The 13,567-nt window shown below is 69.0% G+C and carries 9 protein-coding genes; 3 read left to right on the top strand and 6 right to left on the bottom strand.

The features are described from left to right. Window positions 1-17: 17 nt before the first annotated feature. The 3 genes from D0D37_RS43180 to topA all read right to left on the bottom strand — a co-directional run bounded on the left by D0D37_RS43180 (window position 18) and on the right by topA (window position 5,022). Window positions 18-869 carry an ESX secretion-associated protein EspG gene (locus D0D37_RS43180; RefSeq protein ID WP_116206351.1) on the bottom strand — a complete coding sequence of 284 codons (852 nt, stop codon included), beginning with the start codon at window positions 867-869 and terminating at the stop codon, window positions 18-20. 63 nt (window positions 870-932) lie between these two features. Continuing rightward, window positions 933-2,081, bottom strand: a complete 1,149-nt coding sequence (locus D0D37_RS43175) for an MFS transporter (protein ID WP_167493647.1) — start codon at window positions 2,079-2,081, stop codon at window positions 933-935. Window positions 2,082-2,142: 61 nt separating this feature from the next. Further along, window positions 2,143-5,022 carry a type I DNA topoisomerase gene (topA, locus tag D0D37_RS43170; RefSeq protein ID WP_208720542.1) on the bottom strand — a complete coding sequence of 960 codons (2,880 nt, stop codon included), beginning with the start codon at window positions 5,020-5,022 and terminating at the stop codon, window positions 2,143-2,145. 306 nt (window positions 5,023-5,328) lie between these two features. Between topA and D0D37_RS43165 the strand changes: the two genes are divergently transcribed. After that, a complete protein-coding gene (locus tag D0D37_RS43165; protein WP_116206348.1) occupies window positions 5,329-6,144 on the top strand; it encodes a S1 family peptidase in 816 nt (271 codons plus the stop codon). A 62-nt stretch (window positions 6,145-6,206) separates the two neighbouring features. On the opposite strand, the gene D0D37_RS43160 is transcribed toward D0D37_RS43165, so the two are convergent. Next, window positions 6,207-6,908 (bottom strand): hypothetical protein, encoded by a 702-nt coding sequence (locus D0D37_RS43160; protein ID WP_116206352.1) that lies wholly within the window; start codon window positions 6,906-6,908, stop codon window positions 6,207-6,209. A gap of 174 nt (window positions 6,909-7,082) precedes the next feature. On the opposite strand from D0D37_RS43160, the gene D0D37_RS43155 reads away from it, so the two are divergent. Continuing rightward, a complete protein-coding gene (locus D0D37_RS43155) occupies window positions 7,083-7,859 on the top strand; it encodes a nucleotidyltransferase domain-containing protein (protein WP_244223883.1) in 777 nt (258 codons plus the stop codon). Here D0D37_RS43155 and D0D37_RS43150 read toward each other — a convergent pair. Further along, complete coding sequence (locus D0D37_RS43150) at window positions 7,826-8,365, bottom strand: hypothetical protein (RefSeq protein ID WP_244223882.1); 540 nt, start codon at window positions 8,363-8,365, stop codon at window positions 7,826-7,828. The two genes, D0D37_RS43155 and D0D37_RS43150, sit on opposite strands and share 34 nt — an antisense overlap. A 185-nt stretch (window positions 8,366-8,550) precedes the next feature. Next, complete coding sequence (locus tag D0D37_RS43145) at window positions 8,551-10,812, bottom strand: sodium-translocating pyrophosphatase (protein WP_116206345.1); 2,262 nt, start codon at window positions 10,810-10,812, stop codon at window positions 8,551-8,553. 276 nt (window positions 10,813-11,088) lie between these two features. Here D0D37_RS43145 and D0D37_RS43140 point away from each other — a divergent pair. Continuing rightward, window positions 11,089-13,567 (top strand): DEAD/DEAH box helicase (locus D0D37_RS43140; RefSeq protein WP_244223881.1); only part of this gene is annotated, 2,479 nt, incomplete at its 3' end.

The raw sequence follows: 13,567 nt of genomic DNA, 5'->3' as shown, positions 1-13,567 counted from the left end.
GGCTAACCCCAACCCCGTCAAATACAACTGCGCACCGCCTCCACGATCCATGCCTCCGCAGTCCCCCGGGTAGCCGGAGACCACGTCACCACCCATCCGCCGCCGTTGCCTCGGGGCGCGGCCCGGAACTGGTATCTGCCCTGGTCGTTGTCCACCAGCCCGAACGCCCCGTGCGGGTACTCCGCCAGCACCGCGTCCCGCACCGCCAGGTCCACCAGCACCGTTCCCTGCCGGGGCCGGGCCACCGCGGCCCGGATGACGTCCAGGTCTCCCCAGGCCGCCCGCGGGATGAGGCCGCTGCCGTCCGTCTCGATGCGCACCGCGGGTCCTGGGCCGGGCGGGCGCTCCGGCAATCCGTCGAATACCCACCCGGGCAGCGCGCTGAGCATTCCGGACCGCAGCCGCGCTCGGCGGCCCAGTTTGCTCATCACCGTGGTGAAGTCCTCGTCTCCGAAGAACCGCACCTCCCACGGCTCCTCGCTCGCCGGGAACACCCCGGTGACCACTCCCCGGATGAATCCGCCGCGCAGCACTCGGTACAGCTCGACCGCCTCGGCGGTCACCTCGCCGTCGGCGGCGAGCCCGAGCGCGGCCATCCCGGCGACGAACCGCGTGTACTGCTCCACCTCCTCGGCCAGCCCGGCGCCGAGCATCGGCCCGAACGACTGCCGGACCTCCTCGGCGAGGCTCAGTCCCGAAGCCGCTCCGGCGGGCTCCTCCTCGGCCAGTACGGGCGGCACCTCGAAATGCGGGTCGTAGAACTCCATCACCGAAGGCCGCTGCGGCATCTCGGCCCGCAGCGGTCCGATGACCTCGTCGATGACGTCGAAGACGACGGGTGCTGAACTGCTCACCCCGTCATTGAACACCCTGGTACCGACAATTTCTCGAACTTTTGTTCGAGTCAACCCATCCGTGCGCCGAGCGGTCGGTCAGCGCCGCGAAGCCGGATCGCCGACCCGCATCGTGGGCGCGAGGAAGCCGACCGTCACCACGAGAGCGCCGACCGCAGCGAGCGTCCAGTGCAGGCCGATTCCGCTGCTCAGGCCGCTGACCAGCACCGGACCGGCGAGGAATCCGAGGTACCCGCACGCCGCGACGGCCGCGATCGCCCGGCCCGGCGCGTCCGGCTGCTTGCGTCCGGCCGCGCTCCAGGCGAGCGGCACCATCCCGGACACCCCGAGCCCGACCACGGCGAACCCGGCCACCGCGACCGCCGGCACCGGAACGGCGACCACCAGCAGGAACCCGACGACCGTCACCGCGGTCGCGACCCGCATGAACAGCACCGCGCCGACGCGCTCGACGACCCGGTCGGCCACCGTGCGCACCGCGATCATCGTGATCGAGAACGCGAAGTAGCCCAGCGACGCGACGGCCGCGCTCGCCGTGGCGACCTCCCGCAGGTAGACCGCGCTCCAGTCGTTCACCGTGCCTTCCGCGACGAAACCGCAGAACGCGATCACGCCCAACGGGATCAAAGCCTTGCTGGGCAACGCAAACGCCGCCTCGCCCTGTCCGCGGTCCGCTCCCGGCAAGAACTGCGAAACAGCGAAGATCGCGACCACCAAGAGCACCGCGCCCGCGGCGGTGAAGTGCGCTTCGATCGGCACCCGCCAGATCTCCATCAGCGCCGCGGCACCCGAGCCGACCAGGCCGCCAATGTTCCAGAAAGCATGAAAACCGGCGAAGATCGGTCGCCCGTAAGCCTCTTCCACGCGCGCAGCGTGCGCGTTCATCGAGACGTCCAGGATGCTGTTGCCCACCCCGAGCACGACGAGCGCCGCGACGAACTGCGGCACATCCGGCGCGAATGCGACCAGCGGCAGCCCTCCGCACAACACCGCGGCCCCGCACAGAACCCCGCGACGGCTGCCGATCTTCGTGATCAACGGCCCCGCGGCCAGCAACGCCACGACCGAACCGGCGGCGAGCCCGAACAACCCGATCCCGAGTTCTCCGGCACTGAGGCCGAGTTTCGCTTGTACCGCAGGCACTCGAGCCGCCCATGAAGCGAAAGCCGCGCCGCACACCGCGAAAACCACGGAAACCGCGGCACGAGCGCGCTGTGTCTCCCCCATCCGTCCCCCTGACACGAGAAAGGGCCACCCGGAGTTTTCCAGGTGGCCCTTCGGATCCTCGTTACTTCGACTTCGTCGCCGTACTGCTCCGCTTGGCCGGAGCCTTCTTCGCAGTGGTCGACTTCGCCGCCGCGGACTTGGTCGTGGTCGACTTCGCCGCGGTGGACTTCGCCGGCGCCTTGCGCGTCGTGGTCCGCTTCTTCGGAGCCGGACCCTTCGCGCGCTTCTCCGCCAGCAGCTCAGCCCCGCGCTCCGCGGTGAGTTCCTCGATGCTGTCGGACTTCCGCAGCGTCGCGTTGTACTCGCCGTCGGTCACGTACGGGCCGAAGCGACCGTCCTTGACCACCATCGGCTTGCCCGACACCGGATCGTCGCCCAGTTCCTTGAGCGGCGGCTTCGCGGTCGCGGACCGGCCGCGCTGCTTCGGCTCCGAGTAGATCTTCAGCGCCTCTTCCAGCGTGATCGAGAACAGCTGGTCCTCGGTCTGGATCGACCGCGAGTCCGTGCCCTTCTTCAGGTACGGCCCGTAGCGCCCGTTCTGCGCGGTGATCTCGTCGCCCGACTCCGGGTCCTTGCCCACGACGCGCGGCAGCGACAGCAGCTTCAGTGCGTCGTCGAGCGTGATCGTCTCGACCGACATCGACTTGAACAGCGAGCCCGTACGCGGCTTCGGCAGCTTCGCCTTCGCGGCCTTCTTCTGCGCCGCGGTGGCGTCCTCGGGCAGCTCCGGCTCAGGCAGCAGCTCGGTGACGTACGGGCCGAAGCGGCCTTCCTTCGCCACGATCTCGTGTCCGCTGACCGGGTCGGTGCCCAGCACACGGCCTTCCTGCGGCGTCGCGAAGAGCTTCTCCGCGATCTCCGGCGACAGCTCGTCCGGAGGCAGGTCCTCGGGCAGGTTCGCGCGCTGAGACTCGCCGTTGACCTCGCGCTCCAGGTACGGCCCGTAGCGGCCGACGCGCACCACGACCTGGTGCCCTTCGGCGTCGCTGAACATCGGGATCGAGTTGATCTCGCGCGCGTCGATGCCCTCGACGCTGCCGTCGACCAGCTTTTTCAACCCGCCGAGCCGACCGACCGAACCTTCAACGCCGAAGTCTCCGCCGAAGTAGAACTTCGACAGCCATTCGACGCGGTGCTCGTCGCCGCTGGCGATCCGGTCCAGCTCGTCCTCGAGACCGGCGGTGAAGTTGTAGTCCACCAGCCGTTCGAAGTGCCGCTCCAGCAAGCCGATCACCGCGAACGCGACCCACGACGGGACCAGGGCGGAGCCCTTCTTCCAGACGTAGCCGCGGTCCTGGATCGTCTTGATGATCGACGCGTACGTCGACGGACGGCCGATGCCCAGCTCTTCCAGCTTGCTGACCAGGCTCGGCTCGGAGTAGCGCGCGGGCGGCGACGTGGAGTGCCCGTCCGCGGACAGCTCCGGCGCGGTCAGAGCCTGGTCCTTGGCCAGCACCGGAAGCCGGCTCTGCTTGTCGTCGGCCTCGCCGCCGGCCTCGCTGTCGACTGCCTCGACGTACGCCTTCAAGAAGCCCGCGAAGGTGATCGTGCGGCCCGAAGAGGCGAAGGTGCACTCCTCGCCGGTCGCCGCGGTGCCGACGATGCGCACCGACATCGTGGTGCCCTTCGCGTCCGCCATCTGCGACGCGATGGTGCGCTGCCAGATCATCTCGTAGAGCCGGAACTCGTCGGTGTCCAGCTCTTTCGCGACCTGTCCCGGCGTACGGAAGACCTCGCCCGACGGCCGGATCGCCTCGTGGGCTTCCTGCGCGTTCTTCACCTTGCGCGTGTACTGGCGCGGCGACGGCGAGACGTACTCCTTGCCGTACAGCTGCGTTGCCTGACTGCGCGCGGCCGTGATCGCCGACTCCGACAGCGTCGTGGAGTCGGTACGCATATAAGTGATGTAACCGTTTTCGTACAGCTTCTGCGCGACCCGCATCGTGCGCTCGGAAGTGAAGCGCAGCTTGCGGCCCGCCTCCTGCTGCAGCGTCGACGTCATGAACGGCGCGTACGGCTTCCGCGTGTACGGCTTCTCTTCGACGCTCGCGACCTTGAAGTCACGCTCGCCCAGCGCCTGGGCCAGTGCCCGCGCGTCGGACTCGCCGAGCACGCGGATGTCCGCGGCGTTGCCCTTGAGCTGACCGTTGGAGTCGAAGTCGCGACCCGTCGCGAGGCGCGAGCCGTCGACCGCGACGAGGCGCGCGGGGAACGTACGCGGCGAAGCGTCGGCACCGGCGTCCATGGTCGCCGAGATGTCCCAGTACGACGCCGAGGTGAAGCGCATCCGCTCGCGCTCGCGCTCCACGACGATCCGCGTCGCCACAGACTGCACGCGGCCCGCCGAGAGCTTCGGCATGACCTTCTTCCACAGCACCGGCGAGACCTCGTAGCCGTAAAGCCGGTCGAGGATGCGGCGGGTTTCCTGCGCGTCGACGAGGTCGGCGTCCAGCTCGCGGGTCGCCGCGGCGGCCGCCTGGATGGCCTGCTCGGTGACCTCGTGGAAGACCATCCGGCGCACCGGGACCTTGGGCTTCAAGGTCTCCAGCAGGTGCCACGCGATGGCCTCGCCCTCGCGGTCGGGGTCCGTCGCGAGGTAAAGCTCGTCGACGTCCTTCAGCAGCCCCTTCAGCTCAGTGACCTTGGACTTCTTGTCCGGGGTGACGATGTAGAGCGGCTTGAAGTCATTGTCGATGTCGACCCCGAGCCGCGCCCACGACTCGCCCTTGTACTGCGCGGGGACGTCAGCCGCGCCGCGGGGCAGGTCCCGGATGTGCCCGACGGAGGACTCGACGACGTAATTGCCGCCGAGATAGGGGGCGATCTTGCGGGCCTTGGTTGGCGACTCGACGATCACCAGCCGCCGTCGATCGGCACCGTTGCCCCCGGCGCCGCTCTTCTTGGTCCGTGTTCCTGCCACGCTGCCCTGCTCTCCACTCATCTCCGCGCCGCCGCAGCGGCGCTCTCACCCCTGCACCAGAGGGGTACTGCGCCCGCGTCTCGACCTGTCAGTGTGCACGCCCTCAGTGTCCGCGCAGCGCCGAGGTGCCCTGACGAGCCGCTGGGCCCCTGCCCGTCGGATCGCCGCTGACCTCGGCGATGTTTCTCCTCCACACCTAGCACGTGATGTCGGACACGTGCCGTGCAGGGTAACCGGTCATAGCACCGATACCCTCCGTTAGACGGTGGCGGGTCCAAGTACGGCAACGGTTCACTTATTCCTCCCCCCAGCCGAAAGGAACCCACCATGATCCGCCGACTGGTTGGCACCGCGATCGCCGTCGCGGCGACATTCGCGCTGGCCACCGCCCCCGAAGCGAGCGCGGCGACCACCACGTTCACTGGTGCCGTGGCACTGTCCAACTGCTCTGGTTCGGTCGTGAAACCGGCCGCCACGCCGATGGACGCGCCCGCGATGGTGCTGTCGAACGGGCACTGTCTCGAGGACGGCATGCCCGAGCCTGGCCAGGTGATCGTCGGACAGGCCTCGAACCGATCGTTCGACCTGCTGTCGCCGGACGGGCAAAGCTCGGTGGGCACCGTGACCGCGACCAAGGTCGTCTACGCGACGATGACCGACACCGACATCTCGCTGTACCAGCTGTCCGACACCTACGCGGACATCCAGCAGAAGTACAACGTGCCGCCGCTCGAACTGGTCAACAGCCATCCGCAGGCGGGCACGCCGATCGACGTCGTTTCCGGGTACTGGAAGCAGATCTACTCCTGCTCGATCGACGGTTTCGTGCACGAGCTGCACGAGAACAACTGGGTCTGGAAGGACTCGATCCGCTACGTGCCGGGCTGCGCGACCATCGGCGGCACGTCGGGTTCGCCGGTCGTCGACCGCGACACCGGCAAGGTCATCGGCGTGAACAACACGTCCAACGACAACGGCGAGAGCTGCACGCTGAACAACCCGTGCGAGGTCGACGAAGCCGGCAACGTGACCGTGCGGCCGAACTACAAGTACGGCGAAGAGACCTACGGAATTCCCGCCTGCCTGACTCCGGCCAACGAGATCGACCTCAACCAGCAGGGCTGCACTCTGCCGAAACCGTAAGCCGCTTCACCCGAAAGGTCCCTCGTCGCCTCGCTGAGCGACGGGGGCCTTTTTCTGCGCAGCTACCCGACAGCCTCCAGTAAATACTGTGAAGGACTCTCCGCCGGAGCCCCGCGACGCGCCTCGCCCGGCATCCGTTCGCGGCGTTCCCCGGCAGGCGGCAGCTCCGGCCACACCGACTCCGCCCCTGCCGGAGGTTCGCCGATCAGCTCCAGCAGACCGGCCAGCTTCCGCCGCCCGCTGACCCGCACCGCGGGTTGCTCCGCCTTCGGCCCGAGCAGCCGCGCCTGGACGCCCAGCGGCGCGAGGACGGTCAGCATCTCCTCGTGCATCCCCGGGGCCAGCGGATCGACGCCCAGCAGGTAGCCGCCGGGTTCGGGGCGGCCGGCCGCGAGCGCCCACATCCGCAGCATCGCGCCGCTCAACCGGAAGCCGCCGGGCACCGCCTTGCCCGAGTCGTCCTCCGCCGGACCGGTGTGTCCCGGCCGGAGCCATTGTTCGGCGAGGCCGAGCAGATCGACCCGGAACGACGTGCGCACCTGGGGACTGCCGCAGTCGGCCACCGCGACCTGCGCGTCCGCTCCCCGGCTGCGGCATTCCCGCGCCAGCACCCGAGCCCGCCATGGCTCCTCGACCAGCACCGACAGCCGCGCCGCGGTGCGGCCGAACCCGGTGATCTGTCCTTGGCAGCACAACAGCCCGGCCAGGTCGGGCAGGCCCGGGCCGGTCGCCTCCGCCGAGAACAGCGAGATCGTTCGATCCACGCCGCGATGATAGAACACAAGTTCGATTGAAGGCGAGGGTCGTGCCGCGGTTTTCCCCGATCGGTCAGTGCCAGCACGGCTGCGCATCGAGACGGCGGTGCGGGTCGCGCCAGCGAGGGAACGCTAGCGTCGGTATAATAATACCGGTATAGCAATACCGACCTGGGAGGAAGCTTGTACGAGGTCGCCGAACGCGTCCAGATCCGCGACAAGCTGATCGCCGCGGCCCGCCAAGACGTCGACATCGTGGGCGCCGCTCTAGTCGGCTCGGCCGCCCGCGGCACCGAGGACCGATGGTCGGACATCGATCTCGTCCTCCAACTCGCCGAGGACGCCAATGAAGCGGCAGTCGTCGCACGCTGGACTCGATCGCTCGACGAGAAGTTCGGAGTCGCCGACACCCTCGACGTGACTTCGCGCGAGGGCGTTCGCTACCGGGTCTTCCTTCTCGACTCCTCGCTCCAGGTAGATTTGTCGTTCTGGCCGCACAATCTCTTCCGTGCCACCGAGGACGGCTTCCAGCTCGTTTTCGGTCAGGCCAACGAACCGACCAGAGCCGCAGAACCGGGTAGCGAGCAAGTGATCGGCATGGCGTGGCTGTACGCGTTGCATGCCCGCTCGGCCATCGCCCGCGGGCGGACGTGGCAGGCCGTCCTGATGCTTGACGACCTTCGCACCCAGATCATCGCGTTGGAATGCCTGCGGCACGGCTTGAATCCTTGGCACGGACGCGAAGTCGACCAGCTGCCCGCGCCGGCGCTGGAGACGTTGCGGGACGGGCGCGCGACGTCGGTCAGCTTGGCCGAGCTTGAACGGTCTCGGCAGGTTCTGCTTCAGCACTACCTGGCCGCCGTCGAACACCACGATGCCGAACGAGCCGTTGCCCTTAGGCAGGCGCTCGCTCCCGGAAACGCCGGTCAGCGCGGTGCGGGCGGCACCACCAACTGCTGACAGCCCGCCGCGCGCTTGCCCGCCGCGGACAGGGCTGGCGTCGCGTCCAAGCCCTTGAGGACGTCGAGCCGGGAAATCTGGTCGATAGCCGACTTCGCGTCGTCCAACGCCGCTTTCACCGCGTCGGGATTGGCTGCCGCGTCGAGTTTGCCGCGCACCTCGTCGGCCTGACGCCGCACCGAAGTGAACTGGCCGAGCAAAGCCGTGCGCGCCGGTTCGCCGCCGGGCAACGGCGCGGGGCCGAGCCGGTGCAGCCCGGACACGGTCTGGTCGATGCCGGTCGCGACCGACGCCAGGAGATCGCTCGACGTACGGGTCGCCTGCGCCGGCGAACTCGGGTCGATCGAGGGCAGATTCGCCAACGCACGAACCAGATGCGTGACCGCGCCGCAGTATCCGTCGGCCCATTTCGCGGCGGGATCGACTTGGCTCGCCGCCTCCGCGTGCCCGCCGGAGGAGACCTGCGCAGCCGGCGGCGGCTGCTGCCCGCAGGCAGTGAGCCCCATGCCGATTCCTGTTGCCAGCGCGGCCAAACCGGTCCACCGCGGCCGCACTCGCACCACTCCTGTCCGTCGAAATCCGTGTCCCCCGCACGGTACCGACCCGCCAGTAGTCCGCAACTCGCCCCGCCTCGTGGACGCGAACGGGCCCGGCACGCACAAGGCGTACCGGGCCCGAATGGAGCAACGCGTCAGGCTTTCGCCTCCGCCGGAGCCTCCGCCATGACACTGCCGCGCCGCTTGGACACGACGATCGCCGCGACGATCACCGCGACCGCGACCACCGCGATCACGATCCGCCACGTGGTGTCCGCGCCGCCGCCGAGCGTCAGCGTGACCACCGCGGGCGCGATCAGCACCGAGACCAGGTTCATGACCTTGATCAGCGGGTTGATCGCGGGACCGGCGGTGTCCTTGAACGGGTCGCCGACGGTGTCGCCGATGATCGTCGCCTCGTGCGCGTCGGAACCCTTGCCGCCGTGGTTGCCGTCCTCGACGAGCTTCTTGGCGTTGTCCCAGGCCCCACCGGAGTTGGCGAGGAAGATCGCCATCAGCGTTCCGGTCGCGATCGCGCCCGCCAGGTACCCGGCGAGCGCACCGGTGCCGAGGCCGAAACCGACCGCGATCGGCGCGAAAACGGCCAGCAGACCCGGCGTCGCCAGCTCCCGCAGCGAATCGCGGGTGACGATGTCGACGACCCGGCCGTACTCGGGCCGCGTGGTGCCCTCCATGATCCCGGGGATGTCGCGGAACTGGCGGCGCACCTCGTACACCACCGCGCCGGCGGCGCGCGAAACCGCGTTGACCGCGAGACCGGAGAAGAGGAACACCACGGCCGCGCCGATGATCACGCCGACCAGGGTCTCCGGGCTGACGATGTTCGCGACGAACGAACCCGTGCTGCCGACGGCCTTCGAGATCGCATCCGAATAGGACCCGAACAGCGCGGTCGCCGCGAGCACCGCCGTGGCGATCGCGATGCCCTTGGTGATGGCCTTGGTGGTGTTGCCGACCGCGTCCAGCTCGGTGAGGATCTGCGCGGCCTTCTCGTCCACGTCGCCGGACATCTCGGCGATGCCCTGCGCGTTGTCCGAGACCGGGCCGAAGGTGTCCATCGCGACGATGACGCCGACGGTGGTCAGCAGGCCGGTGCCGGCCAGCGCCACCGCGAACAGCGCGACGCCGCCGCCGAGCAGGAACGCGCCGAACACCGCGGCGGCGATCACCAGCGCGGTGTAGACGGCGGACTCGAAACCGACCGAGATGCCGGCCAGGATCACCGTCGCCGCACCGGTTTCCGACGTCTTGCCGACGTCCTTAACCGGCTTGTGCTCGGTGCCGGTGTAGTAGCCGGTGATGCGCAGGATCAGCGCGGCGAGCACGATGCCGATGATCACCGCGACCGTCGCGATCACCGCCGGGTTGCCGGTGTTGTGCGCGAAGCCTTCGCCGAATTCGGCGAAGCTGCTCGGCAGGTAGATGAACGCGGCGACCGCCGACAGCACCGCGGAGATGACCGCGGAGATGTAGAACGAGCGGTTGATCGTGACCAGACCGCCCTCGCCCGCGCGCGCCTTCGTGATGTAGACGCCGATCACCGCGGTGATCACGCCGATGGCGGGCACGATCAGCGGGAAGATCAGGCCGTGCGCGCCGAACGCGGAGCTGCCCAGGATCAGCGCGGCCACGAGCATGACCGCGTAGGACTCGAAAAGGTCCGCCGCCATGCCGGCGCAGTCGCCCACGTTGTCGCCGACGTTGTCGGCGATCGTCGCGGCGTTGCGCGGGTCGTCCTCGGGGATGCCCTGCTCCACCTTGCCGACCAGGTCAGCGCCGACGTCGGCGGCCTTCGTGAAGATGCCGCCGCCGACACGCATGAACATGGCGATCAGTGCCGCGCCGAAACCGAAGCCCTCCAACACCTTCGGTGCCTGGCCGGTGTAGACGAGCACCACGATCGCCGCGCCGAAAAGGCCGAGCCCGACGGTGATCATGCCGACCACGCCGCCGGTGCGGAACGCCACGCGCATCGCCGTCTCGCGCCCGCCTTCCTCGCGCGACGCGGCCGCCACGCGCAGGTTCGCCTGCGTGGCCAGCCACATGCCGAGGTAGCCGATGGTGAACGAGAACACCGCCCCGACGAGGAAGAAGATCGACCGGCCGATCCGTTCGCTCCAGTCGTCCGCGGGAAGCGCGAACAGGAGCAGGAACACGATCACGCCGAAGATGGCGAGGGTGTTGCGCTGCCGCTTCAGGTATGCGGCCGCACCTTCCTGCACTGCCTTGGCGATGTCCTGCATCTTGGCGGTGCCCTGGCCCGCGGCCAGCACTTCCTTGAGCAGGACGTAACCGATGGCCAGTGCGACAAGGGCGACCACGGCGACCACACCGACGATGGTGTAGCCAGCCCCGGAAAGCGTGATTCCGCCCTCCGCGAGGAACTGCCGGGACATTCGTCCTCCTGGGAACGCCGTCTGGCCAGCGCGGGCCCGTCGTACCCGGCGCGCCTGCACTGGCGGGGATCTGTGCCGAAGGACACGCTAGCCGTGCAAGCAATGCACGTCTCACATGACGCTCGCCACAGTGGGTGTGGATCGGGGGAGTGTATTGGTAGTGATCTGCGCGTCCGCAATGCGTCCCGGCGACAGCACGTTCGGTAACCTTGTGTGATTGGTCACTGGATCGGTCCCGGCCAGGTTTTGTCGGTGCCCTGTGCGAAGCTTCGGCACGTGGTGGGAGAGCGAGGACGGAGGCTGCTGGACCGGGTCACGGCAGGGCTCCCGGCGCACGAGAACCCGGTCACGCACGTGTCCCGGCTGCCGGAACGCGCGGCCCGGCACGAGCCGTGGCCGGAGTGGGCGGAGCCGTCGGTGGTGGCCGCGTTCGGCGCGGCCGGAGTGGAAAAACCTTGGCGGCACCAGGTCGAGGCGGCTTCGCTGGCGCATTCGGGTGCGCACGTCGTGGTGTCCACCGGCACCGCGTCCGGGAAGTCGCTGGCGTATCAGCTGCCGGTGCTCAGCGCGCTGGCCACCGACTCGCGGGCGACCGCGCTGTACCTGTCGCCGACGAAGGCGCTTGGCGCTGATCAGCTGCGCGCGGTGTCCTCTTTGGACGTCCCCGGCGTACGAGCGGCGGCGTTCGACGGCGACACCCCGATGACAGAGCGCGACTGGGTCCGCGCGCACGCGAACTGGGTGTTCAGCAACCCCGACATGCTGCACCGCGGCATCCTTTCGGCGCACTCCCGATGGACGCAGTTCTTCCGCCGGCTGCGGTACGTCGTGGTCGACGAATGCCACAGTTACCGCGGCGTCTTCGGCTCGCACGTCGCGCTGTTGCTGCGCCGTCTGCGCCGGGTAGCGGAGCACTACGGCGCTTCCCCGGTGTTCGTGCTGGCTTCGGCGACCACCGCTTCGCCCGCCTCCTTCGCCACTCGGCTCACCGGAGTGGAGTGCTCCGCGGTCACCGACGACGCGTCTCCGCGCGGGGCGCGCACGGTCGCGCTGTGGGAACCGCCGCTGCTCGACGAACTGACTGGGGAGAACGGTGCGCCCGTCCGTCGTCCGGCTGGCGTCGAAACCGCGCGGATTCTCACCGAACTGGTAGTCGAAGGCGCGCGATCGCTGGCTTTCGTCCGCTCCCGTCGCGGTGCCGAGCTGACCGCTCTGGGAGCCCGTCGACTGCTGTCCGAAGTGGACCCTCGGTTGGCGGACACCGTTGCCGCGTACCGATCCGGCTATCTTCCTGAGGAGCGTCGGGCCTTGGAGCAAGCCCTGCTTTCGGGTCGGCTGCTGGGCGTCGCGACGACGAATGCTTTGGAACTGGGCGTCGACATCGCAGGCCTGGACGCCGTGGTTCTGGCGGGCTATCCCGGAACCCTCGCGTCCTTCTGGCAACAATCCGGCCGCGCTGGCCGTTCAGGTGATGAAGCGCTGGTGGTGTTCGTCGCCCGGGACGATCCGCTCGACACCTATTTGGTGCACCATCCGGCCGCGTTGCTGGAGCGCCCGGTGGAAACCGCGGTGCTGGACCCGACGAACCCGTACGTGCTGGGCCCGCAGCTAGCGTGCGCCGTCGCGGAGTTGCCGCTCACCGAACCAGAACTGGAAACCTTCGGCGGCGACGCGGCCCGGGCGGTGCTGGCGGATCTGGCCGAGGAGAAGCTGCTGCGCCGTCGTTCCAGCGGCTGGTACTGGACTTCGCGCGACCGCCCGCACGCGGACGTCGGCATCCGCGGCTCGGGCGGCGACCAGATCGCGGTGGTGGAAGCGGATTCCGGCCGGATGCTGGGCACCGTCGACCCAGGCTCGGCCTGCTACTCGGTGCACCCCGGCGCGGTGTATTTGCACCAGGGCTCGTCGTATGTCGTCGATGAGCTGGACTTGGAGACAGGTCTCGCGCTGGTGCACGCGGAGGACCCGGACTGGACGACTTCGCCGCGTGAGATCGTCGACATTTCCGTGCTGTCGACGGAAGAACAGTGCCGCCACGGCGGGGTGACGGTGTGCCTGGGCGAGGTCGCGGTGACGTCGCAGGTGGTGGGCTACCTGCGGAGGCGGCCGTCGGGTGAGGTGCTGGACCATACGCCGCTCGACCTGCCGGAACAAAGCCTCCACACGAGGGCGGTTTGGTACACGGTTTCGGGTGATCTGCTGGAGTCTCCGGCTGGGAGTGGCCGGGGGACGGCGGGTTCACGGATCGCTGCGGGCGCTGCGGAATTGGCAGCGAGCCAGGAGGCTGGTGAACCGGCGGAGGCAGAAAGCACCTCGCCTAGCACTGGGGTTGCTGGCCGAACCGGTGCCGGGATCGCTACCAGCCAGACGGTCGAAGCACCGGCAGGGACTGAGGACACGTCATCAGCCACCGGGAATTCCGGCCGAATCGGTGTGGAGTCAGCGATCGGTGGTGCGGATGGCGGATCAGCCGGGGCGGAGAGCACGCCGACCGCCGCGGGGGCAACGGCCAGCGGGGCGGTGGGAGAACCGGTGGAGAGCGGGAGCGTCTTGCCACCCACCGCCGCGGGAACCGGCGGCGCTGCTGCGGGGGCAGCGGCAAACCGTGAAGTTGACGAACCAGTGGGGACCGGGAGCACGAAGCCGACCACCGCGGCGATCGGCGGAACCGCTGCGGGGGCAGCAGCCAGTCGTGCGGGTGGAGAACCGGTGGGGACCGGGGACGCCTCGTCGGTTGTCGGGGTAACCGGCGAAG

Origin of the sequence: Amycolatopsis circi, from assembly GCF_003385235.1 — a bacterium.
GTDB classification, from domain to species: domain Bacteria; phylum Actinomycetota; class Actinomycetes; order Mycobacteriales; family Pseudonocardiaceae; genus Amycolatopsis; species Amycolatopsis circi.
Note: the sequence above shows the minus strand (reverse complement) of the source record. Positions and strands in the feature narration are given on the sequence as shown.